Below are 22396 nucleotides of genomic sequence, written 5' to 3'. Positions count from 1 at the left end.
AAAACTCAGACGTCGATGGCTTCGCGGTCGACCCGGTCCGACGAGGCGACGAGCCAGTTCCGCCGGGGCTCGACCTTTTCGCCCATCAGCAGGTCCAGCGCGCCCTCGGCGGCTTCGGCGTCGTCCATGGTGATGCGGCGCACGGAGCGGGTGGCGGGGTTCATGGTGGTTTCCCACAGCTCGTCGGCGTCCATCTCGCCGAGGCCCTTGAACCGCGGCACCGGGGTGACGATGTTCTTGCCCGCCTTCTCCAGCTCGGCGAACTTCTGCTCCATCTCCCGCTGCGTGAAGGTGAAGTGCGTCTCCGGGTTGCGGCCCTTCGTGACGAGCTTGTGCAGGGGTGGCATCGCCGCGTACAGCCGGCCGTCCTCGATCACCGGGCGCATGTACTTCGCGAACAGGGTGATCAGCAGCGTGCGGATGTGCGAGCCGTCGACGTCGGCGTCGGCCATCAGGATCACGCGGCCGTAGCGCATCGTCGACAGGTCGAACGTGCGCCCGGTGCCCGCGCCGAGCACCTGCACGATCGACGCGATCTCGGCGTTCTTCAGCGTGTCGCCGAGCGACGCCTTCTGCACGTTGAGGATCTTGCCGCGCAGCGGCAGCAGCGCCTGGTACTCCGACACGCGCGCCATGCGGGCCGACCCGAGCGCGCTGTCACCCTCGACGAGGAACAGCTCGCTGCGGGAGACCCCGGTGGTGCGGCAGTCGACCAGCTTCGGCGGCATCGCCGCGCCTTCGAGAGCCGTCTTGCGCCGCGCGGCGTCCTTCTGCTGCTTCTGGGTCAGCCGCACGCGCGCGGCGTCGACCACCTTCTGCAGCACGACCTTCGCCTCGGACTTGGTCTTGCGGTCCTCGACCCACGCCTTCACGTGCTTGTCGACGATGCCTTGGAGCACGCGGGTGATGCCGGCCGTGGACAGCTCGTCCTTGGTCTGCGACGTGAACTGCGGTTCGGGCAGCCGCACGTGGATCACGGCGGTCATGCCCTCGAGCACGTCTTCGAGCGTGGGCGGATCTTCCTTGGGCTTGAGGAGCCCGCGGGTCTTGCCGATCGCATCCTGCAGCGCGCGGGTGACGGCGCGGTCGAAGCCGCGCCGGTGCGTGCCGCCGTGCACGTTGCGGATGGTGTTGGTGAAGCACTCCACGGTGCGCTCGTAGCCGGTGCCCCAGCGCAGCGCGACCTCCACCTCGGCGTGGCGCTCCACATTGGACCGCATCACGCCGTTGGCGTCGGCGGCGTTCTCCTTGTACGTGCCCTCACCGGTGATCACGAGCGTGCCGCACACCGGCTTTTCGCCCGAAGGCGTGAGGAAATCGACCATGTCCACGAGTCCGTGCGGGTAGTGGAAGGTCTCCTCGTTGATCGTGTCCTCGATGGCCGTGCGCAGCACGTACGTGACGCCCGGCACGAGGAACGCGGTGTTGCGCAGCTTCGCACGCACGCCTTCGACGTCGAGTGCCGCGCCCGTCTCGAAGTAGCGCGCGTCGTACCAGTAGCGGATCGACGTGCCGCTGCGTTCACCGCGCTTCATCTTGCCGGCGAGGTTGAGGCCGGAGCGGCGGGTGAACTTGGCCTTGGGGCCGGGCCCGTCGAACACGCCGGGCACGCCGTGCGCGAACGACATCTGGTGCACCTTGCCGCTCTGCTTCACGGTGATGTCGAAGCGGTGCGACAGCGCGTTGACCGCCGACGCGCCCACGCCGTGGAGACCTCCGGACGTCTTGTATCCCGAGCCGCCGAACTTGCCGCCCGCGTGCAGCCGGGTCAGCACCAGTTCGACGCCGGAAAGGCCCGATTTGGCGTGGATGCCGGTGGGGATGCCGCGGCCGTCGTCGTCGACCTGCACGCTGCCGTCGGCGTGGAGGGTCACGACGACGCGGGTGGCGTGGCCCGCCACGCCCTCGTCGGTGGAGTTGTCGACGATCTCCGAGAACAGGTGGTTGATGCCACGGCTGTCGGTGGAGCCGATGTACATCCCGGGGCGCTTGCGGACGGCTTCAAGGCCCTCGAGGTGTGTCAGGTCGTCGGCCCCGTACAGAGTCTCAGCAGTCACGAGGTCGCTCTCCCGGATCTTGGCTCGCTGCACGGCGGTGTTTCAGGCTGGTGCCCGCGTGCCCAGTCACCTGGGCGTTCGCGGGGGTTCGGGCTGCCCCGAGCCGACACCGTACTGCAGGATATCCGGACACCCCGACAGCTTCCGCGTGCTCCGGCCCCGGTGTGGCGAGTCTCCCGTGGTTCAGGGGTGCAGGCGGGAGGGTGGCCCAGGTCACCGGTATCGTCACCGAGGAATACATCTTCCACGCAAGTGGTTGTGCAGGCAAGTAAGGCAGCACCACGAACGACCCGGCTGAGGAGCGGTCATGCAGTTCGGAATCTTCACGGTGGGCGACGTAACGACCGACCCCACCAACGGCACCACGCCGTCGGAGCACGAGCGCATCAAGGCGATGGTCCGGATCGCGCTCAAGGCCGAAGAGGTCGGCCTGGACGTGTTCGCGACCGGTGAGCACCACAACCCGCCCTTCGTGCCCTCTTCGCCGACGACGATGCTCGGTTACGTCGCCGCGCAGACGAAGAAGATCGTGCTCTCGACGTCGACGACGCTGATCACCACGAACGACCCGGTGAAGATCGCCGAGGACTTCGCGATGCTGCAGCACCTCGCCGACGGTCGCGTGGACCTGATGCTGGGCCGCGGCAACACCGGCCCCGTGTACCCGTGGTTCGGGCAGGACATCCGCCAGGGCATCCCGCTCACCCTCGAGCACTACACGCTGCTGCGCCGGCTCTGGCGCGAGGAGGTCGTGGACTGGGAAGGCAAGTTCCGCACCCCGCTGCAGGGCTTCACCTCGACCCCGCGCCCGCTCGACGGCGTGCCGCCCTTCGTGTGGCACGGCTCGATCCGCAGCCCGGAGATCGCCGAGCTGGCCGCCTACTTCGGCGACGGCTTCTTCGCCAACAACATCTTCTGGCCGAAGGAGCACTACCAGCAGCTGATCGGCTTCTACCGCCAGCGCTACGAGCACTACGGGCACGGCAAGGCCGACCAGGCCATCGTCGGGCTCGGCGGGCAGGCCTTCATCCGGCCGAAGTCGCAGGACGCGTGGAACGAGTTCCGGCCGTACTTCGACAACGCGCCGGTGTACGGGCACGGCCCCACGATGGAGGACTTCACCGACCAGACCCCGCTCACGGTCGGGAGCCCGCAGGAAGTCATCGACAAGACGCTGACCTTCCGCGAGAGCTTCGGCGACTACCAGCGCCAGCTGTTCCTCATGGACCACGCCGGCCTGCCGCTGAAGACCGTGCTGGAGCAGCTCGACCTCCTGGGCGAGCAGGTCGTGCCGGTGCTGCGCAAGGAACTCGAGTCGATGCGCCCGAAGCATGTGCCCGACGCGCCGACCCACGAGTCGCTGAAGGCGGCGCAGGAGGCGGAGGCGGCCAAGGCTGCTGAGACTCCCGAGACCGCCGAGGCCCCTGAGCACACCGAAACTCTCGTCTGACCCACCAGGAAACGTTCGGAAGAAGGACGAAATGACCGCACGCACCATCGCCGTGGTCACCGCCGGGTTGAGCCAGCCGTCGTCCACCCGGCTGCTGGCCGACCGGCTGGCGGACGCGACCCGCGCCGCGCTGGGCCCCGACACGGTCGTCGAGGTGATCGAGCTGCGCGACACCGCCGTGGACGTCACCAACAACCTGCTCACCGGTTTCCCCAGCCCGAGCCTGAAGGAAGTCATCGACACGGTGACGCACGCCGACGGCCTGATCGCCGTCACCCCGGTGTTCACCGCGTCCTACAGCGGGCTGTTCAAGTCCTTCTTCGACGTGCTCGACAAGGACGCGCTGGAGGGCAAGCCCGTGCTGCTCGCCGCGACCGGCGGCACGGAGCGGCACTCGCTGGTGCTCGACTTCGCGCTGCGCCCGCTGTTCGCCTACCTCCGCGCCAACCCCGTCGCGACGGGCGTGTACGCCGCTTCGTCGGACTGGGGCAGCGTCAGCGCGACAGGCGCGTTGCAGCGCCGCGTCGAGCGCGCGGCCGGCGAGCTCGCGACGCTGGTGAAGGCCACGCCGGAGAAGACGGTCACCGACGAGCTCACGTCGCTGCCGTTCGAGCAGCTGCTGGCCGCCGAAGGACTGAACTGAGCCGGCTGAACCGCTGAAGGGTGCCTCCGCGCGAGGCGCCCTTCACTGCGTTTCCGGGGCTGTTTCCGGCTGGTTTCAGGTGACGGGTGCCAGATCGTGCTTCTTCCGAACGACGCCCCCGCACTTGTCTTGAGTTGGACGATGGGCGCCGGATCGTGGTCAGCTGGCGGGTGACACTTCCCTGGGCAGACCGCGATGTTCGAACGCCGGCGGGTTCGGCCCGGGTGTGTGGGCAGGTGTGCCAGAAGGTGGGCAGGTCGGTGTAGGTGGCCTCGCTGTCCTGGCCGATCCAGGACCAGCGGACCACCCGGTGGGTCGTCGAGTTGGGTGTGAACGCAGAAGCAGGTTCCAGCGCCGTCGTCGCCGACGGCGAGCAGAGTGCGAGGCAGCGAGGTCGAGCGCCAGGCTTGCGTGTTTTCGGTGGCCACACGCTCTCCCGGCGAGGCCGCTCCCACTGCCCGCCGAGGTCTTCTGAGCCGCCGCTGAACGCCAGCAGATCGCGAAGTTGGGACGGCACCGTGGTGCCCAGTGCCAGTTCGAGGGCCGCAAGCCGGGTTTCGGATGCGCCGGCCCTCAGGCGCAGGCCGCGCCCGTCTGGATTGAGCACGCGTGTTCAGCCGATCACCGGGCGATGGTGTCAGGCCGGCAACCTCCTCCGGTGGGCCTTGTGTCGTTTGACTTCCTTGTCGCCGGTGCCGGGCACGGTGGTGATCGGCTGGTCCGGCGACGCGGGCGCGTTGCAGTCGGACCCACTGATCAGGCCGATGCGAGTCGCAGAGTGCGGACCCCCGGCAGGCCGGACCGCTGCTGGGCCGGGTGGAAGCGTTCGGCGGGGGCCGAGCGCGCTCACGAACGCCTGGCACACCGCGCGAGCGGGGGCGCGGGGCACCACCGTGGCGATCACGCAGATCGCGCGAAGCCAAACCGAGGACGGCAGTGTTCCCACGCATCTGAACGCGGCGTGTCACCCATCAAACGGAGTCGAACCTTTCGGGGCTGTCTCCGGACTGGTTTCGGTCAAGCGCCGCTTGAGGAACCGGCGGTCGGCTTCGTTGCCGGCCAACGCGAGGGCCGCGCGGTACGCGTCGGCGGCTTCGCCGAGCCGGCCGAGGCGCCGCAACAGGTCCGCGCGGGTCGCGGGCAGCAGGTGGTAGCCGCCGAGATCACCCGCAATGGTGTCGACGAGGGCGAGGCCGGCTTCCGGTCCGTCGGCCATCGCGACGGCCACCGCGCGGTTGAGCTGCACGACCGCGGACGGCACGCGTTTGGCCAGTTCTCCGTACAGGGCCGCGATTTGCGTCCAGTCGGTGTCGGCGGCCGAAGCCGCGGCGGCGTGGAGCGCGGCGATCGCGGCCTGCAGCTGGTACGGACCAGGGGAGCCGCGGTGCAGCGCGGTGTCGACGAGCGCGAGCCCTTCTCCGATGGCCTCGCGGTCCCAGCGGGTGCGGTCCTGTTCGTCGAGCGGCACGAGGTCGCCGGCGGCGTCGAGGCGCGCGTCGCGGCGGGAGTGCTGGAGCAGCAGCAGCGCCAGCAGGCCCTCGATCTCCGGGTCCGCCGGCCTCAGCTGCAGCAGGGTCCGCGTGAGCCGGATCGCTTCCGCGCACAGGTCGTGGCGCGCTGCGGAGTCGCCGGCGGTCGCCGCGTAACCCTCGTTGAACAGCAGGTACAACACGCCCAGGACGGCCGCCGTGCGTTCGGGCAGCAGGTGCGCGGGCGGCACGCGGTAGGGGATGCCGGCTTCGCGGATCTTGCGCTTCGTGCGCACGAGCCGTTGCGACATCGTGGACTCGCTGACGAGGAACGCCCGCGCGATCTCCGCCGTCGTCAGGCCGGCGAGCGTGCGCAGGGTCAGCGCGACGCGGCCTTCGAGCGGCAACGCCGGGTGGCAGCACGTGAACATGAGCCGCAGCCGGTCGTCCGCTACTCCGCTGGGGTCGGCTTCGGGTTCCTCGACGGGCGCCAGTGCGGCGAGCTCGCGCAGTTTCGCGGACTCCGTGGCGCTGCGCTTGAGCCGCGTCAGCGCGTGGTTGCGCGCGGTCGTGGTGAGCCACGCGGCCGGCCGGGCGGGCACGCCGTCGCGGGGCCAGCGTTCCAGCGCCCGCGCGAGAGCTTCCTGGGCGCACTCCTCGGCGAGGTCCCAGTCGCCGGTGAGCCGGATGAGCGTGGCCACCACCCGGCCGCCCTCCTCGCGGAAGGCGGCCGTGACCGCGGCCTCGGTGGCTTCAGCCGCGTTCGAGCTCAGTTCTCCTCCCCGCCGAACGGCCACAGCGGGCGCACCTCGACCGGACCCCACTGCGCCGCGGGGTGCTTCGCCGCGACTTCGAGGGCCTCGTCGAGGTCCGCGCACTCCAGCAGGTCGAAGCCGAGGATCTGCTCTTTGGTCTCCGCGAACGGCCCGTCGGTCAGCAGTACCTCGCCGTCCTGCACACGCACGGTCGTCGCCGAGCTCGCCGGCCGCAGCCGCTGGCCCATCAGGCGCACGCCGCGGCCGTCCATCTCCTTCACCCACGCCTCGGTGGCCGAGTCGATGGGTTCGCCGGCCGGCTTCGACTCGTCGTGGCTCGTCCCGCAGATCAGCATCAGGTAGCGCATCGGCTGGTCCCTTCCCTCTGGTGGTTTCCTACCGCGCGCTCGCCGCGCGGTCGAGGTGGTTTCGCCAAGACGACCACCGGGCGGGCCCCGGACAGACAACCGGCCCGGCAAATTCAGTTAAGCATCTACTTGACTATTGGGTCGAGCCGGCGCATGGTCAAGCACATGGTTGACCATCAGCTCGACCGGGTGTTCCAGGCCCTGGCCGACGCCACCCGGCGTGAGCTCGTGGCGCGGCTGGTCCGGGGACCGGCCGCGGTGAAGGAACTGGCGCAGCCGCACGCGATGTCGCTGCCCGCCGTGATGCAGCACCTCAAGGTGCTCGAGTCGTGCGGGCTGGTGGCTTCGGAGAAGGCCGGTCGCGTCCGCACGTACCGGCTGGAGCCCGCGGGGCTGCGCCTGGCCGAGCAGTGGCTGGGGAAGCAGCGCACGGGCTGGGAACGCCGGCTCGACCGCCTCGGTGACCTGCTGGCCGCCGAAAACCACGAAGGGAGCACGTCATGACCGACGTCAAGCACGCCACGTTCACGCTCGAACGCCACTACCCCGTCTCGCCCGCGAAGGTGTTCGCAGCCTGGGCCGACCCGGCCGTGAAGGCCGGCTGGTTCGGCGCCGGTGACCACTCGCTGGACTTCCGCGTCGGCGGCCGCGAGACCAACCGCGCTGGTGACTTCACGTTCACGTCCGACTACCACGACATCGTCGACGGCGAGCGCATCGTGTATGCCTCGACACTCAGCGGCGGTGCTGGGCTCGCGACGGTCTCGGTCACCACCGTCGAGCTGGTCCCGGACGGCTCGGGGACGCGGCTCGTGCTCACCGAGCAGGGCACGTTCCTCGACGGCCACGAGGAGCCGGAGTGGCGCGAGCGCGGCACGGGTGACTGGCTCGACAAGCTGGGTGGCCACCTCGGCGCGTGATCCCGGGAGTCCACACCGGACAGGGGTACCCCGGAGTTTCTCCGGGCGCGCGGTCCGCGAGCCAGGCAGACTGGCGGAAACGGACAGGAGGACCGCGTGGAAGTCGGCAAACCGGTGAAGCAGGCGGTCGCGGCCGTGGTGGGCGGCGTGCTGTTCCTGGTCGGGATCGCGCTGCTGGTGCTGCCGGGGCCAGGGTTGCTGCTGGTGCTCGCGGGTCTCCTGGTGCTGGCCTCGCAGTTCCCTGGCCTGCAGCAGTTCGTCGATCCGGTGCGCGTGCGGGCGATGAAGGCCGCGGAGGACAGCGTGGCCTCGCCGCTGCGGATCGCGGGCTCGGTGGTCGCCGGGCTGCTGCTGGCGGCCGCCGGCGTGGTGTGGGGCACGGTCGACTGGGTGCCGTTCAACGGGTGGAGCACCGGGTCGAGCCTGGAGCTGTCCGCGGTGATCCTGTTCGCGTTGCTGATCTGGAGCTACCGCCGGGTCCATTCGCGCAAGGGGGAGGCGCAGGCGGCACCCGCGGGGGAGAATCCGGGTATGACCACTTCGGACTCCCCGCAGCTGCCGACCGCCATCCGGCAGTTCGTCGACGCCACCAACAAGGCCGACACCGACAGCTTCGTCGACGCGTTCACCGAAGATGCCTTCCTCGAGGACTGGGGGCGCAAGTTCCACGGCCACGAAGGCGTCGCGAGCTGGAACAAGACCGACAACATCGGTGTCGGGGCGAACTTCACCGTCGAGGGCATCAAGCCGGGCAAGGGTGCCGGCAACTACGTGCTGACGCTCGGGGTGAAGAGCAACCGCTTCAACGGCACGGGCACGATGACCATCGATCTGCGCGATGGCAAGATCGCCAGCCTGGTCATCTCCTGACCCGTTTCTACCCATGGCTCGTGGGCGTTCGGGAACCGGCGCCCACGAGTTTTTCACGGTTTTCGGGCTAGTCCACGAGCCGGCGCACGGCTTCGGTCACGGCGGCGTTCGCGGGGCAGGTCCGGTGTTTCCTGCGTGGGCGCCGAGCACATCGACGCCAGCGTGTGGACGAGCGCGCGCAGCTGTTCGGGGTCGAAACGGTCGCTGAGCTCGCTCGCGCGCTGGGCTTCGCGGAGCGTGTCGACCTTCGCCCCGCTCGTGGTGGTGACCGAGCCGCCGCGGTCGAGGCGGTACCAGGTGAGCAGCCGCTGCGTGTCCGGGTTGGCTTCCTGCGCGTCGAAGAGCTTGCCGGCGTAACCGGGCAGGTCGTTCGCGGTCAGGGGCGTGCTCGTGCCCGTCGCCACTTCGAAGACGGCGTCGAACAGGTCGTCCTTGCCGCCGAAGTACGTGTACCCCAACCCCGCGCTGCACTTCGCACGCTTGGCGATGCGGTCCACCCGCGCGCCCGCGATGCCGTGGGCGGCGAACTCGGCGAACGCGGCCTCGAGGAGCCGCTGCCGCTTGGCGGCGGGATCGCGGGTGATCACGGCCGCCGAGCCTGGTTCAACGGTTGTCCTCACCGCCCGGTTAAGAGACTGCTGGGCTGCTAACCTCGGGGTTCGTGAGCACCGGTTTCCAGCGCGCCCGGCGCCCGGAACAGGTCGAGGCCCGGCGTGCCACGATCCTCGCGACGGCCACGGCGATGCTGCGCGAACGACCGGTCGCCGCGATCAGCCTCCGCGAGCTGAGCGACCGCGTCGGACTCGCGAAGTCCAACGTGCTGCGCTACTTCGACAGCCGGGAGGCGATCTTCCTCGAAGTGCTCGACGAGGTGTGGCGGGATTGGCTGTCCGTCGTCGCGGACGCGCTGGTGCCGGCGCAGGGCGGATCCGGTTTCGCGCGTGAGGAACGCGTCGCCGCGACGATCGCCCGCACGCTGCAGGGCGACCGGGTGCTGTGCGAGCTGATCAGCTCGATGGGCGCCGTGCTGGAGCGCAACATCTCCGTCGAGTCGGCGCGGAGGTTCAAGCAGCGCGCGGTCGTGAACACCGACCGGCTGGCCAAGCTGGTGCGTGAGTGCGTGCCGGAGCTCTCGCCGGGCGGGGCGGCGCACTTCTCGGGCGCCGTGTTCGTGCTCGTCGCCGGGCTGTGGCCCTTCGCCACCCCGACGGACGCCGTCGAGGTGGTGCGCGCGGAGATGGGCGCGGCCCCGGCGGCGGACTTCTTCGCCGAGAACCTCACCGAGGTCCTCACGAACCTGCTGGCCGGGCTCGTCGCGCGGCGGCGCTGAGCACGGCGTGCTGATCACCGAGTGCTGATCACGGGGTGACGATCGCGAAGTCCGGATCGGGCGGGTCGAGCGCCGCCAGCAGCCGGGTGAGCACGGCGGCGGGACCGTCGACGGCCAGCTGACCGGACTTCGCCAGCTCGGCCGGCGCGACACCACCGGCGACGAGGGCCACCAGCGCCGCCTTGCGGAGGCGAACGTGGGCCTCGGCTGGTTCACGGGACGGACCAGGCCCGTGCGTGAGCACGCCGTTGCTCAGCCGGGACCAGTACTGCCCGGTGGGGTCGGCGCCGACGGTCCAGTCGAGCACGATCCGTTCGTCGGCCGCGCGCGGGCCGTCGACCTGGATCGCCAGGCTGTCGAAGAGCTGCGGGACGGTCAGCTGCGCGACCAGGTCCGGCGACGCCGGGGAGGTCGGGGTGCCGACGTCGTGTCCGCGCAGTTCGGCGGCGCCGGTGAGGTAGAAGTTGCGCCACGTCGCGTTTTCCGCGCCGAAGCCGAGCTGTTCGAACGCCCTCGCCTGCAGCTCGCGGGCTTCGGCGTTGGCGGGCTCCGCGAACACGAGGTGCCCGGCGAGTTCGGCGACCCAGCGGAGGTCGCCGTCGGCCAGCGCCCGGCGCGCGACCGTGAGGACGGCTTCGGGGCCGCCGATCGCGTCGACGTAACGGCGGGCCGCCTGCTCGGGCGGGTGCGGCCACAGGTGCGCCGGGTTGCCGTCGAACCAGCCGAGGTAGCGCTGGTAGACGGCTTTGACGTTGTGGCTCAGCGAGCCGTAGTAGCCGCGCGCGTGCCAGGCGCGGGCGAGCGCCGGCGGCAGTTCGAGCACCTCCGCGATCTCGGCACCGACGTAACCCTTGTTCAGCAGCCGCAGGGTCTGGTCGTGCTGGTAGGCGTAGACGTCACGCTGCTCGGAAAGCAGGGCGGTGACTTCGGCACGGCCCCACGTGGGCCAGTGGTGGGAGGCGAACTCGACGCTCGTCGCGTCGGCGAACAGCTCGATCGCCTCGGTGAGGTAGCGCGCCCAGCCGTGTGGATCGCGGACCAGGGCGCCGCGCAGCGTCAGCAGGTTGTGCAGCGTGTGGGTCGCGTTCTCGGCCATGCAGAGGGCGCCGTGGTCGGGGAAGAAGGAGTTCATCTCCGCCGGCGCCTCCGTGCCCGGCGTCAGCTGGAAGACCATCCGGACGCCGTCGAGGCGCTCCTCCTGGCCGGTGTGGGTGACATCGAGCGTCGGCGGGATGAGCGTGACCGTGCCGGTCGACGTGCTCATCCCGAGTCCGGCGCCCAGCTGCCCGGCCGGTCCGACCGGTAGGGCAGCGCCGTACATGTAGGCCGCGCGCCGGCCCATCGCGGTGCCCGCGTAGACGTTCTCGACCACGGCGTGGTGGAGGAATCCCTGCGGCGCGAGCACGGGCACGCAACCGGACTCGACGTCGGCGCCGTCGACCACGCCGCGCACGCCGCCGAAGTGGTCGACGTGGCTGTGGGTGTAGATCACGGCCGTCACCGGCCGCTCGCCGCGGTGCTCGCGGTACAGGCGCAGCGCGGCGGCCGCCGTTTCGGCCGAGATCAGGGGGTCGATGACGACGACGCCGTCGCGGCCTTCGACCAGCGTCAGGTTGGACAGGTCCAGTCCGCGCACCTGGTAGATGCCTTCGGTGACCTTGTACAGACCGTGCAGCGCGACGAGCTGGGCCTGGCGCCACAGGCTCGGGTGCACGGTGCCGGGCCGCGGCTGAGCGAGGACGGGAGCCCAAGCGCCGGCGTCCCAGACGACGCGGCCGTCGGCCGTTTTCGAGGTCGGCGGTGTCGGCGAAGGGCAGGTCCTGCAGTGCGGCGGTGTCGGTCATGCGCTCGCCTCCAGCGACGCTCCGGCGGGGACCCGCCATGCTGCCCGGGCCCGGCCGGGACGGACGTCATCCGCTGGAGGTGAGGCGTGCGTCAGCCGTTCGCCACCGGCAGCAGTCCCCGCTCCGCAAACACCTTTTTCGCGACGGCGGTCGCGTTGAGCGCCTTGGGGAAACCGCAGTAGCCGGCCGCCTGCAGGAGCGCCTAGACGATCTCCTCCGGCGTGAGGCCGACGTTCAGCGCCGTCCCGATGTGCAGCTCGAGCTGCGGTTCGCACCCACCCAGCGCGGTGAGCATGCCGATCGTCAGCAGCTGCCGGTCCCGCGGCCCCAGCGCCGGCCGGGAGTAGATCTCCCCGAAGCCCCACGAGACGATCTGCTGTGCGAGCTCGGGCGCGACGTCCGCGAGTCCGTCGAGCACCTTCTGGGCGCTGCCGTCGTTGACGGCGTTCATCGTCTCGAGGCCGAGTGCGTACCGCTCTTCTTCGGTCATGAGCCCGACGGTAGGCCACAGGTGAACTTGAAGCCCAGGGCCTTCTCGTGGCGCAGGTCGAGCGCCAGTGCTTCGCCGGTCGGCGTGGTGTAGCCGCCGTCGGGCCATCTTCCGTCCACTGTGTACTTTGGTGGCGGCGGGAGCCGGTGCCACCGCGGTTTGCGCGACGGCGGCGCGCCGGGGAGCACGACTGCGAAAACCACGGCCCGGCGCTCGAACCTCCGGATGATCGTCTCTACCGGGGGCGCGGGGGCTTGCGAATCGCTCAGCCCGGGAACAAGAGCCGGGCGGCCAAGCCGATCGTCACGGCGCTCGACACCAGTGCCGTCCCCAGCCGGCCGCGGCGACCGTCGAGCACGCGGCCCAGCAGCAGGCCGCCGGCGGCCAGGAGCAGTTGCCAGCTCGCCGACGCCGCGAAAGCCGCGAGCGCGAACACGGCGCCCGAGCCGGCGGCCGTCCCGCCCACGACGAGCGCGGCGAAGTAGAGGACAGTCGCGGGGTTGAGCACGGTGAGGCCGAGGAAGCTGACGTACGCGCGGGCCGCGCCGACCGGCGCGGGCGCGGGGGTGTGGGCGCGGTCGCCGGCTCGGTAGCGCCTGATGGCGGTCGCCGCCGTGTAGGCGGCCAACGCAGTGAGCACCACGACGGACGCCCACCGCAACGGCACCAGCACGGGCGCCACCACCGGCGTCAACGCGGCTCCTCCGGCGACGGCGGCCACGGCGTAGACGCCGTCCGCGGTCGCCACCCCGAGTGCCGCCGCCGCGGCCACCCGCAGCGACGTCCGGGCCGCCAGCCCGACCAGCACGGCCCCGACCGCACCCACCGGCACGGCGATCCCGTACCCGGCCAGCGCGCCTGCGACCAGCGGCGCCGTCACGGCTTCGACCGGTCGCGCCTCCGCGGCACGCGCTGCTGCTTCCGGCCGCCCGGGAACGGGACGGTCGGCGGGGCGAGCAGCGAGGTGGTGGTCATGCCGGAATCGTCACCACGAACCTCCCCGTGGGCAACTGGTTTTCGGCGGCGGGTCCGGAGAGGACAGTCGTGTGCGGGGTCGCCACAGGCCAGGTCCTCCGCGGGCAACCGGCGTTCGGTTTCTGGCCCGGAAGGGACCGCTGTTCCCGGGCGATGCGGCCCGCCCCGGCTCGGTCAGCGTTTCGGCCAGTGCCACGAGGGCCGGTCGAGCCGGCCCTGTCCGGAAAGGACGGTCGCGCCGAAGTCCTTCTCCAGCTCCAGCAACGTGGCACCCGTGCCTTCCAGGGCCCGCACGAGAACCTGCGAATGCGAGACCACCACGAGCTGCGTCTTGCGCGCCGCCGCCGTGATCAGCGCGGCCAGCGCCGGCAGCAGGTCGGGGTGCAGGCTGGTCTCGGGTTCGTTCAGCACGAGCAGCTCCGGTGGCCGGGGCGAGAGCAGCGCGGCGACCCACAGGAGGTAGCGCAGCGTCCCGTCGGACAGTTCAGCGGCGGCCAGCGGACGCAGCAAGCCGTGCTGGTGGAAGCGCAGCTCGAAGCGCCCGTCCGTCGCGGTCACCTCGACGGTGGCGCGTGGGAACGCGTCGTCCACGGCCGAGGCCAGTGCGGTCGCGTCGCCGGATTCCTGGATCGTGCACAGGGCCGCGGCGAGGTCCCCGCCGTCGTGGTCGAGGACGGGGGTGCGGGTGCCGATGCGCGATTCGCGGGCCGGCGCGCTCGCGTCCGTGCGGAACTGGTCGTAGAAGCGCCACGAACGGATCCGCTCGCGCACGAGCAGCAGCTCCGGTGTGGTGCGCGGGTCGGCGAACTCGCTCAGCACGCTGTCGGTCAACCCGATCGAGTGGGGGTCGTCGGACCAGGCGCCGTTCGCGTCGCGCGTGCGCACGGTGGGCCCGGCCCGGTCGGCCAGCAAGCCCCGCGGCGTCAACGCCGGGCCGCTCCACACGCACTCGCGCTTGACCTCGGGGTCGAGCGAGAACAGCGACGGCGACGGGATCGGCAGCCCGAGGTCCAGCGCGTAACCGAAGTCGTCGCCCGCGAACCCCAGCCGCAGCCCGACGGCCTGCTTCCGGACCGTGCCCTGCACCGGCGACCGCCCGGACCGCACCGCGCGCCCGATCGCCTCCGGGCCTGCCCACAGCGTGGACGGCAGCCCACCCTCACGCGCCAGCGCGGCGACGGCGCCGTTGCGCGCGGCGCCGGCCAGCAGCCGCAACGCGCGGTACAGGCTCGACTTGCCGCTGCCGTTCGCGCCGGTCACCACGGTCAGCTGCGAAAGCGGCAGCACGAGGTCGCGCAGCGAGCGGTAGTTCTCGACGGCCAGTGTCCTCAGCACACCCCGACGCTAGCGCCGCCCACCGACAGGAAGTCAGATAACGATCGAGACTACGAAGCCGTCCGGGGCGGATGCGCTCACCAGCGCGTCTCACGCTCAGTCGCGAAATTAATTCTGCCCGTGTTCGCGGCCACTGGACTCCAGCGCGGATTCGTCAGATCTTTGTTCGCGACCTCGTTGACACTGTCGAAACGCGAGGTGAGAATCTCGGTTCACATATCCTATAGGATCTGCGGTTCGGAAGAGGTGTCTGTGGTGGCAGCAGACCGAAAGCTCGTGATCCCGCCTCGGGTAACGGGTAGCCGTCACCTCCGTGACCTCGGACCCGCTGGTGAGCCGAGCCCGTCAACGAGCGTCATTTCACGTCAGGACCTCCGATGTCTGCGGGGGGAATCCGACGCCAAGAGCGACTGAGGCACCGGCGCGACCGGGCTGACGTCAGCAGGAACGCCGGGCGGCGCGCGGGCCGTCCGGTGCCAAGGTCCGACCTCGAAGGAGCGGTCATGGTTGTCAGGCCAACATCGGGCAGAGCCGGGAGGCGGAAGTTCGCCGTCCTCACCGGGATCGCCGCCTCGGTGCTGACGCTTTCGGCGATCCAGATCCCGGCCACCGCCGCCCCGGCGGCTCCCACCCCGGCGGAGAACGCCGCCCCCCAGAACCCCACCGCACAGAACACGACCCAGCTCGCCCAGAAGCCGTACTTGGGCTGGAGCAGCTGGAGCCTCGAGTCCACGAACTACCCCGGGGTGAACCCCACCGGCGGCGCGAGCTGGCTCACCGAAGCCCACGTGCTGCAGCAGGCCGACATCCTGGCAGCCAAGTTCAAGCAGCACGGCTACGAGTACGTGAACATCGACGCCGGCTGGCTCGGTTCCTTCGACCAGTACGCCCGCCCGGTCGTGGACGCGAAGAAGTTCCCCGACGGCATGGCCTACGTCGCGGACTACGTGCACAAGAAGGGCCTCAAGCTCGGCTCCTACCTCGCCGTCGGCTTGGACCTCAAGGCCTACAACGACGGCAACTCGCCGATCTACGGCACCACCGACTGCCACACGCGCGACATCGTCTACCCCGACCTGCGCCAGACGTCCGGCTGGGACAACCAGTCGTACCAGATCAACTTCGCCACGCCCTGCGCCCAGGCCTACATCCAGTCCGAGGCCGACGTGCTCGCGAGTTGGGGTGTCGACTTCCTGAAGCTCGACGGCGTCGGCCCGGGCTCCTTCCGCGGCGGCGACGCGCACGACAACACCGCCGACGTGAAGGCCTGGTCGGCGGCCCTGAAGAAGACCGGGCGCCCGATCCAGTTCGTGCTCTCGTGGTCGCTCTCACACACGCAGATGGACGTGTGGCGGAACAACTCCAACGGCTGGCGCGTGGACACCGACGTCGAGTGCTACTGCGACACCCTCGTCACGTGGACCAACTCGGTGAAGGGCCGCTGGAACGACGTGGTCCAGTACATCCCCGACGCCGGTCCGGGCCACTGGAACAACCTCGACTCCCTCGACGTCGGCAGCGGCAAGATGGACGGGATCACCGAGGCCGAGCGCCAGAGCTACATGACGCTGTGGGCCATCGAGGCCGCGCCGCTCTACCTGGGTGACGACCTCACGCAGCTCGACGACTACGGCACCAAGCTGCTCACCAACGACGAGGTCATCGCCGTCGACCAGGCCGGCAACCCGGCCAAGCCGGTGAGCCAGAAGAGTGACCAGCAGGTTTGGTACGCCCGCAACGCCGACGGCAGCTACACCGTCGCGCTGTTCAACCTCGGCTCGGCCCCGGCGTCCGTCACCGCGAACTTCGGCGACTTCGGCCTCACCGGCGCGGCGAAGGCCCGCGACCTGTGGAGGCACCAGGAACTGGGCCTCACCAACGGTTCCTTCACTGCGACCCTGCCCGTGCACGGGTCGAAGCTGCTGCGCCTCACCCCGGTGAACCCCGTGCAGGTCTCGGCTCCGGCCGTCGTCCACGGCACCGCGTCGACGCCCACCAGCGTTTCGCTGGCCTGGGACGCCTCGGCGAGCAAACTCGCCCCGGTGAGCGGCTACGACGTGTTCGCCGGCGGCCGCAAGGTCGCTTCGGCCACCGGCACCAGCACGACCGTCAGCGGGCTCAAGCCCTCGACGTCGTACGAGTTCACAGTGGTCGGCTACGACCGGACCGGCCGCCGCTCCGCCGCCAGCACGCCGGTGTCCTACGTGACACCCGCGGCCTCGGGCCCGGTCGTGTACGAGGCGGAGAACGGCAGCCCCGGCGGCGGCGCGACCGTGTACGACTGCGCCTGCTCCGGTGGCAAGAAGGTCGGGTACGTCGGTGGATCCGGCCTGCTCACGATGAACAACATCAAGGTCGTCTCCGAGGGCACCTACCTGGTGAAGCTCGGCTACGTCGACGGTGACACCAGCCGCTCGGCCGTGGTCACGGTCAACGGCAGCTCGTTCCGCCTGCCCGTGCCGGGCACGAACGACAACGACTGGAACACCGCGCAGACGATCACGGTGCCGATCTACCTGATGGCCGGCAACAACCAGGTCGTCTTCGGCAACCCGAGCGACAGCGTTTTCGACATCGACCAGCTCACCGTCTAGCGGAACCCAGGACGACGCCGTGGTGGTGACCACGCCCGAAAACAGCCTTCGCCCGCGAGGCGCCACCACGGCGTCCCGGGTGGACAGACCTCGCCCGACCCGGCCCGGCGGTGCCGCCCACCGCCACGACGCGAAGATCGCGTGGCTGCTCGTGCTGCCCGCGATCGCCGGGTTCGGCGTGTTCTTCGCCTACCCGACGTTGCGCGGCATCTACCTCAGTTTCACCGAGTTCCACGTGCTCACCGATCCGAAGTGGATCGGGCTGGGCAATTTCGCCGAGCTGATCGGCGACGGCGTGTTCTGGCAGTCGCTGCTCGTCACGGTCTACTTCGTGGTGCTGTCGGTGGCACTGGGCATGCTCGTGTCGCTCATCACGGCCGTGGTGCTGCACCGGCTCGCCGCGTCGACGACCGTGCGCGGCCTGATGATCCTGCCTTTCCTCATCTCCGGCGTGGTCACGGCGCTCACCTGGTCGCTGATGCTCGACCCGAGCCTGGGCATCCTCAACGTGCTCATCACCAAGGTCTTCGGCCACCCCGTGCTGTTCCTCGGCTCCGGCGGCTGGGCCGTGCCGACGCTCGCGGCGATCAACGTGTGGAAGTCCATGGGCTACAACTCGGTGCTCATCTTCGCGGGCCTGCAGACGATCCCGCCCACGGTCTACGAGGCCGGCCGCATCGACGGCGCGAGCGAGATCCAGATGATCCGCCGCCTCACGCTCCCGCTGCTGCGCCCGATCCTGGTGATGGTCGTGATCCTCACGGTGATCAGCGCGTTCCAGATCTTCGACATCGTCGCCGTGACCACGCAGGGCGGCCCGGCCAACGCGTCGAACGTGCTGCAGATGTACATCTACAACAAGGCCTTCAAACAGTTCGACTTCGGGTACGCGGCCACGATGTCCCTGGCGCTGTTCGTGCTGCTGATCGCCATCACGTTCACCCAGCTGCGCCTCGCGCGGGCCAACGAATCCGACACGAACTAGGGCAGGGGACATGGTTACGCTGACTCGACCGGCGCCCGCCCGCGCGCGCAAGCACGTCTCGCCGGGGCGCATCATCGCGTGGGCCTACGTCGTGCTCATCCTGCTGGTCACGATCTTCCCGTTCTACTGGATGCTGCGCACCGCGCTGTCCAACAACTACGCGCTCTCCACCGACCCGTCGTCGTTCTTCCCCGTGGACTTCACGTTCGGTGCGTTCAAGCGCGCGCTGGGGCTCGCGTCGCCGGCGGAAGCCGTGGCGCAGGGCGGTTCCGGCGCGTCGCTCGGGCTGACGATGGCGCTGCGCAACTCGATCGTCTACGCGGCCCTGCTCACCGTGTGCACCGTGTTCTTCTCCTCGATCGCCGCCTACGCGTTCGCGCGGCTGCAGTGGCGCGGCCGCAACGCGGTGTTTTCGATCCTGCTCACGGCGCTGATGGTGCCGCAGGTGCTCACGCTGCTGCCGAACTTCGTGCTGGTGAAGGACCTGGGGCTGCTGAACTCGTTCGCGGGGCTCGTGCTGCCCAACGCGTTCTTCTCGGCGTTCAACATCTTCTTCCTGCGCCAGTTCATGCTCGGGCTCTCGACGGAGATCGAGGAGGCCGCGATCATCGACGGTGCCGGGCCGCTGCGCGTGTGCTTCCGGATCGTGCTGCCGATGTGCTCGGCGCCGATCGCGACGCTCGCACTGCTGACGTTCATCAACACCTGGAACGACTACTTCTGGCCGCTGCTCGTGTCCACGGACCAGTCGACGAGTCCGCTGACGCTCGCGCTGGCGGTGTTCAAGCAGTCGTCGCCGCAGGAAGCGCTCGACTGGTCGGGCCTGATGGCCGCGACGCTCGTCGCCGCGCTGCCGATGCTGCTCGTGTTCGTGGTGTTCGGCAAGCGGATCGTGAACTCCATCGGGTTCACCGGGCTGAAGTGAGATGAAAGTGACCAGCGAAGACCTCTGCCTGTTCTGGCCGGCGCCCGTAGCCGAGTGGACCGAGGCGTGCCCCGTCGGCAACGGCCGGCTCGGCGCGATGGTGTTCGGCGGTGCCGGGCGCAGCCGCGTGCAGCTCAACGACGCCACGGTGTGGTCTGGTACGCCCGCGGGCCCGGGGGCCGCGCTGGCCGACGTGGTCGCCGCCGGCGCCGGTCCGCGGCGGCTCGCCGAGGTGCGCGAAGCCGTGCGGGCACGGGACTACCGGCGAGCCGAAGCGCTGCTGATGTCGTTCGAAGGCCCCTACAGCCAGGAGTTCCTGCCGTGGGGCGAGCTGTGGCTCACGCTGCCCGACGGGGCGAGCCACGGCCGGACGCTCAACCTCGCCAACGGGGTGGTCACGGAACGGCTCACGATCGGTGGGTCTACTGTGGACCGTGCGGTCTGGGCGAGCCGGCCTGCGGGCGCTGTCGTGGTGTTGCTGACGGCATCCACACCGGTGGATCTCGGCCTGGCGCTGACCACGCCGCTGCGCGAGGTCGCGCGGCTCGCCGACCGCACCGGGATCACGCTCGGCATCGAACTGCCCGTGGACGGCGCGCCGAAGCACGAATCGGAAGTCGCCGAACCGTTGCGGTACGCCGAGCGTGCCCTGCCCGGCTACGACCCGTTCGGCGCGCTGTCCCTGCGGATCGACACCGACGGCTCGGCGTCCGTGGTGGACGGACGGCTCGACGTCGTCGGCGCCACGTGCCTGCTGATCGCCGTTGCCAGCTCCACCAACGCGGCCGACGTCTGGACCGGCTCGGCGCCGCGTTCGCGTGAACGCCATCAGGCCCAGGCGGCTGGAACCGCCACCGCCGCGTTGATCACCGGCGCCGACGGGTTGCTGCGCGCGCACGAGGCCGACCTGCGGCCACTGCTGTCGGCGGCGAGCCTGCAGATCGGTCACGAGCGCACCGGCACGTACGACGTCGCCGCCGACGTCCTGTCCGGAAAGGACGAACAGCTCATCACGACGGTGCTGTTCGCCTACGGCCGGTACTTGCTCGCCGCCTCGAGCCGGCCCGGCGCACCGCCGGCCAACCTGCAGGGCATCTGGAACGAAGAGCTGCGCCCGGCGTGGTCGTCGAATTACACGGTGAACATCAACACCGAGATGAACTACTGGGCCGCCGAGACCACCGGCCTGGGCGAGTGCCACCGTCCGCTGTTCGACCTGCTGGGCAAGCTCTCGGCGACCGGAGCCGACGTAGCGCGTGAGCTGTACGGCGCCCGCGGCTGGGTCACGCACCACAACACCGATCCGTGGGGCTGGGCGTTGCCCGTCGGCATGGGGCACGGCAACCCGTCGTGGGCGCTGTGGCAGATGGGCGGGGCGTGGCTCGTCCAGCACGCCTGGGACCACTACGACTTCACGCGCGATCGCGAGTTCCTGCGTGACACGGCCTGGCCGCTGCTGCGCGGCTGCGCCGAATTCTGCCTCGACTGGCTCACCGCGGGCCCGGACGGGTTCCTCGACACGATCCCGTCGACGTCGCCGGAGAACCTGTTCCTCTCCGAAGCGGGCGAACCCGAATCGCTGACCTGGTCCGTCTCGATGGACATGGCGCTGATCCGCGCGGTCTTCAGCCGCACCCTGGCGGCCGCGGACGCGCTGGGCCTCGACCACCCGGTGACCGCCGAGATCACGGCCGCGCTGCCGCGCCTGCGGCCGCCGCGCGTGACGGCCGGCGGCTGGCTGGCCGAATGGGCGGAGGACCACCCCGAGCACGATCCGAAGCACCGGCACCTGTCGCAACTCGTATCCGTGTACCCGCTGGGCGAGATCACGGCGGGCACCGAACTCGGCGACGCGGCGACCGCGCTGCTGGACCGCCGCGGACCGGGGGCAATGGGCTGGTCGTGGGCGTGGAAGATCGCCTTGCGCGCCCGGCTCGGCGACGGTGACACGGCGCGTTCGCTGCTGCTGGAGGCGGCGCGGCCGTTCACCGGTGACCGCCACCGCGACGCACCCGTCGACGGCTCGGAATGGGGCGGCCTGCTGCCCAACCTGTTCAGCACGCACCCGCCGTGCCAGCTCGACGGCAACTACGGCTTCCCGGCGGGGCTCGCGGAACTCGTGGTGCAGAGCCACACCGGGGCGCTCGACCTGCTGCCCGCGCTCCCGGCGGCCTGGCCCGACGGCTCGGCTCGGGGCCTGCGCGCTCGCGGCGGACTGTCGGTCGACGTCGAGTGGCGCGCGGGGAAGTTCGTCTCGGCGGCCGTGACGCGAGTGTCCGGCGATCCGGGTGACGAAGTCGTGGTGCGGTGGCCCGGTGGCAATGCGAAGCTTCGGCTGGCCGTCGGCGAAGTGTCCCAGGTGGACGGTGATCGCGGATGCTGACCGACCTGCCGCTCGCGCAGCTGCGCACCTACACGAGCGCGTACCAGGCGCCCGAGGACTTCGACGGTTTCTGGCTTGAAACCCTCGCCGATGCGGACGAGCACGACCTCGCCGTGACGGTGACACCGGTCGAGACGCCGTTGCGGACGCTCGACGTGTTCGAGGTGACCTACGCCGGTTTCGGCGGGCACCCGATCCACGCGTGGCTGCGCGTGCCGAAGGGACAGCCGCGCCCGCTGGCCGCGGTCGTGCAGTTCCACGGCTACGGCAGTGGCCGCGGCAGTGCGGTCGAGGAGCTGCTCTGGCCTTCCGCCGGGTATGCGCAGCTGCAGGTGGACGTGCGGGGTCAGGGCGGTGCGCACGCGGGCGGCACGACCGGCGACCCCGTCGGCAGCGGGCCGGCGTTCCCCGGGTTCCTGACGCGGGGGATCGAAAGCCGGGAGACGTACTTCTACCGCCGCGTGTTCACCGACGCGGCGCGGGCCGTGGCAGCCGTGCGGGTGCTCGACGTTGTCGACCCCGACCGGGTGGCGGTGGCGGGCAACAGCCAGGGCGGTGGCATCGCGCTGGCCGCAGCGGCGCTCGTGCCCGACGTCGCGGCCCTGTACGCGCAAGCCCCGTTCCTGTGCGACTTCCGGCGCGCCTCGCTGATCGCGGGGAAAGCGCCCTACACCGAACTCGCCGGCTACCTCGCCGCACAACGGCACGAGGTCGCGCGGACGTTCGAGGTGCTGTCCTACTTCGACGGAATCGGCTTCGCGAGCCGGGCGCTCGCCCCGGCCCACTTCTCCGTCGGCCTGATGGACGACGTCGTGCCGCCATCGACGGTTTTCGGTGCCTACAACGCTTATCGGGGGCCGAAGAACCTTGACGTGTGGGAGTACAACGGCCACGAAGCGGGCGGGGGACAGGACCTCGAGAACGCGCTCGCCGCGTTCGAGCCGCTGCTGAAACCGGGCAGCTGAAGAGATTTCTTATCCACAGTGGAGTGGACGAGCGCCTT

19 protein-coding genes and 1 pseudogene are annotated in these 22396 nt (G+C 70.3%); 11 read left to right on the top strand and 9 right to left on the bottom strand.

Translation table 11 applies throughout. The features are described 5' to 3' along the window. Nucleotides 1-5 precede the first annotated feature (5 nt). On the bottom strand, nucleotides 6-2057 hold the full coding sequence (locus I6J71_RS37690; RefSeq protein WP_204091221.1) for a type IIA DNA topoisomerase subunit B: 2052 nt from the start codon (nucleotides 2055-2057) through the stop codon (nucleotides 6-8). Between the two features lie 307 nt (nucleotides 2058-2364). Between I6J71_RS37690 and I6J71_RS37685 the strand changes: the two genes are divergently transcribed. Further along, nucleotides 2365-3507: an LLM class flavin-dependent oxidoreductase gene (locus I6J71_RS37685; protein WP_204091220.1), complete on the top strand. Its 1143-nt coding sequence runs from the start codon at nucleotides 2365-2367 to the stop codon at nucleotides 3505-3507. Between the two features lie 31 nt (nucleotides 3508-3538). Continuing rightward, nucleotides 3539-4150: an FMN reductase gene (locus I6J71_RS37680; protein ID WP_204091219.1), complete on the top strand. Its 612-nt coding sequence runs from the start codon at nucleotides 3539-3541 to the stop codon at nucleotides 4148-4150. A 964-nt stretch (nucleotides 4151-5114) separates the two neighbouring features. On the opposite strand, the gene I6J71_RS37675 is transcribed toward I6J71_RS37680, so the two are convergent. Both I6J71_RS37675 and I6J71_RS37670 read right to left on the bottom strand, forming a co-directional pair. Further along, nucleotides 5115-6416 (bottom strand): RNA polymerase sigma factor, encoded by a 1302-nt coding sequence (locus tag I6J71_RS37675; RefSeq protein WP_239154145.1) that lies wholly within the window; start codon nucleotides 6414-6416, stop codon nucleotides 5115-5117. After that, nucleotides 6389-6742: a YciI family protein gene (locus I6J71_RS37670; protein WP_204091218.1), complete on the bottom strand. Its 354-nt coding sequence runs from the start codon at nucleotides 6740-6742 to the stop codon at nucleotides 6389-6391. Before I6J71_RS37670 ends, I6J71_RS37675 begins: the two co-directional genes overlap by 28 nt. A 165-nt stretch (nucleotides 6743-6907) precedes the next feature. Between I6J71_RS37670 and I6J71_RS37665 the strand changes: the two genes are divergently transcribed. From I6J71_RS37665 to I6J71_RS49360, 3 genes and pseudogenes are all read left to right on the top strand, one after another. Next, entirely contained in the window at nucleotides 6908-7246 is a 339-nt protein-coding gene (locus I6J71_RS37665; protein ID WP_204091217.1) for a helix-turn-helix transcriptional regulator, read from the top strand. Beyond that, a complete protein-coding gene (locus tag I6J71_RS37660; RefSeq protein ID WP_204091216.1) occupies nucleotides 7243-7662 on the top strand; it encodes an SRPBCC family protein in 420 nt (139 codons plus the stop codon). The genes I6J71_RS37665 and I6J71_RS37660 overlap by 4 nt, the downstream gene beginning before the upstream one ends. A 96-nt stretch (nucleotides 7663-7758) precedes the next feature. Next, nucleotides 7759-8154, top strand: a pseudogene (locus tag I6J71_RS49360) (PGPGW domain-containing protein); the annotation flags it as partial. A 431-nt stretch (nucleotides 8155-8585) separates the two neighbouring features. Here I6J71_RS49360 and I6J71_RS37650 read toward each other — a convergent pair. Further along, on the bottom strand, nucleotides 8586-9119 hold the full coding sequence (locus I6J71_RS37650; protein WP_204091214.1) for a TetR/AcrR family transcriptional regulator: 534 nt from the start codon (nucleotides 9117-9119) through the stop codon (nucleotides 8586-8588). Between the two features lie 74 nt (nucleotides 9120-9193). Between I6J71_RS37650 and I6J71_RS37645 the strand changes: the two genes are divergently transcribed. Next, nucleotides 9194-9862, top strand: coding sequence for a TetR/AcrR family transcriptional regulator (locus tag I6J71_RS37645; protein WP_204091213.1), 669 nt, complete (start codon nucleotides 9194-9196; stop codon nucleotides 9860-9862). A 28-nt stretch (nucleotides 9863-9890) separates the two neighbouring features. Here the strand turns inward: I6J71_RS37645 and I6J71_RS37640 are convergent, their stop codons facing one another. The 5 genes from I6J71_RS37640 to I6J71_RS37625 all read right to left on the bottom strand — a co-directional run bounded on the left by I6J71_RS37640 (nucleotide 9891) and on the right by I6J71_RS37625 (nucleotide 14506). Beyond that, nucleotides 9891-11576 carry an alkyl/aryl-sulfatase gene (locus I6J71_RS37640; RefSeq protein ID WP_204091212.1) on the bottom strand — a complete coding sequence of 562 codons (1686 nt, stop codon included), beginning with the start codon at nucleotides 11574-11576 and terminating at the stop codon, nucleotides 9891-9893. A 332-nt stretch (nucleotides 11577-11908) separates the two neighbouring features. Then, a complete protein-coding gene (locus I6J71_RS37635; protein WP_239154144.1) occupies nucleotides 11909-12196 on the bottom strand; it encodes a carboxymuconolactone decarboxylase family protein in 288 nt (95 codons plus the stop codon). Next, nucleotides 12193-12315: a hypothetical protein gene (locus I6J71_RS50030; protein WP_255570529.1), complete on the bottom strand. Its 123-nt coding sequence runs from the start codon at nucleotides 12313-12315 to the stop codon at nucleotides 12193-12195. Before I6J71_RS50030 ends, I6J71_RS37635 begins: the two co-directional genes overlap by 4 nt. Before the next feature lie 146 nt (nucleotides 12316-12461). After that, complete coding sequence (locus tag I6J71_RS37630) at nucleotides 12462-13076, bottom strand: LysE family transporter (RefSeq protein ID WP_204091211.1); 615 nt, start codon at nucleotides 13074-13076, stop codon at nucleotides 12462-12464. A gap of 269 nt (nucleotides 13077-13345) precedes the next feature. Beyond that, a complete protein-coding gene (locus I6J71_RS37625) occupies nucleotides 13346-14506 on the bottom strand; it encodes an AAA family ATPase (RefSeq protein WP_204091210.1) in 1161 nt (386 codons plus the stop codon). 503 nt (nucleotides 14507-15009) lie between these two features. Between I6J71_RS37625 and I6J71_RS37620 the strand changes: the two genes are divergently transcribed. The 5 genes from I6J71_RS37620 (at nucleotide 15010) to I6J71_RS37600 (ending at nucleotide 22358) form a co-directional block, all read left to right on the top strand. Further along, entirely contained in the window at nucleotides 15010-17100 is a 2091-nt protein-coding gene (locus I6J71_RS37620; protein ID WP_204091209.1) for a fibronectin type III domain-containing protein, read from the top strand. 79 nt (nucleotides 17101-17179) lie between these two features. Then, nucleotides 17180-18085 (top strand): carbohydrate ABC transporter permease, encoded by a 906-nt coding sequence (locus tag I6J71_RS37615; RefSeq protein ID WP_204091208.1) that lies wholly within the window; start codon nucleotides 17180-17182, stop codon nucleotides 18083-18085. Between the two features lie 10 nt (nucleotides 18086-18095). Beyond that, nucleotides 18096-19010: a carbohydrate ABC transporter permease gene (locus I6J71_RS37610; protein WP_204091207.1), complete on the top strand. Its 915-nt coding sequence runs from the start codon at nucleotides 18096-18098 to the stop codon at nucleotides 19008-19010. 7 nt (nucleotides 19011-19017) lie between these two features. Next, complete coding sequence (locus I6J71_RS37605) at nucleotides 19018-21393, top strand: glycoside hydrolase N-terminal domain-containing protein (RefSeq protein ID WP_204091206.1); 2376 nt, start codon at nucleotides 19018-19020, stop codon at nucleotides 21391-21393. Continuing rightward, on the top strand, nucleotides 21387-22358 hold the full coding sequence (locus tag I6J71_RS37600; protein WP_204091205.1) for an alpha/beta fold hydrolase: 972 nt from the start codon (nucleotides 21387-21389) through the stop codon (nucleotides 22356-22358). Before I6J71_RS37605 ends, I6J71_RS37600 begins: the two co-directional genes overlap by 7 nt. Nucleotides 22359-22396 lie beyond the last annotated feature (38 nt).

The sequence above is a fragment of the Amycolatopsis sp. FDAARGOS 1241 genome (assembly GCF_016889705.1).
GTDB lineage: Bacteria > Actinomycetota > Actinomycetes > Mycobacteriales > Pseudonocardiaceae > Amycolatopsis.
The sequence above is the reverse complement of the archived record's forward strand: the minus strand, read 5'-3'. Positions and strand labels throughout refer to the sequence as shown.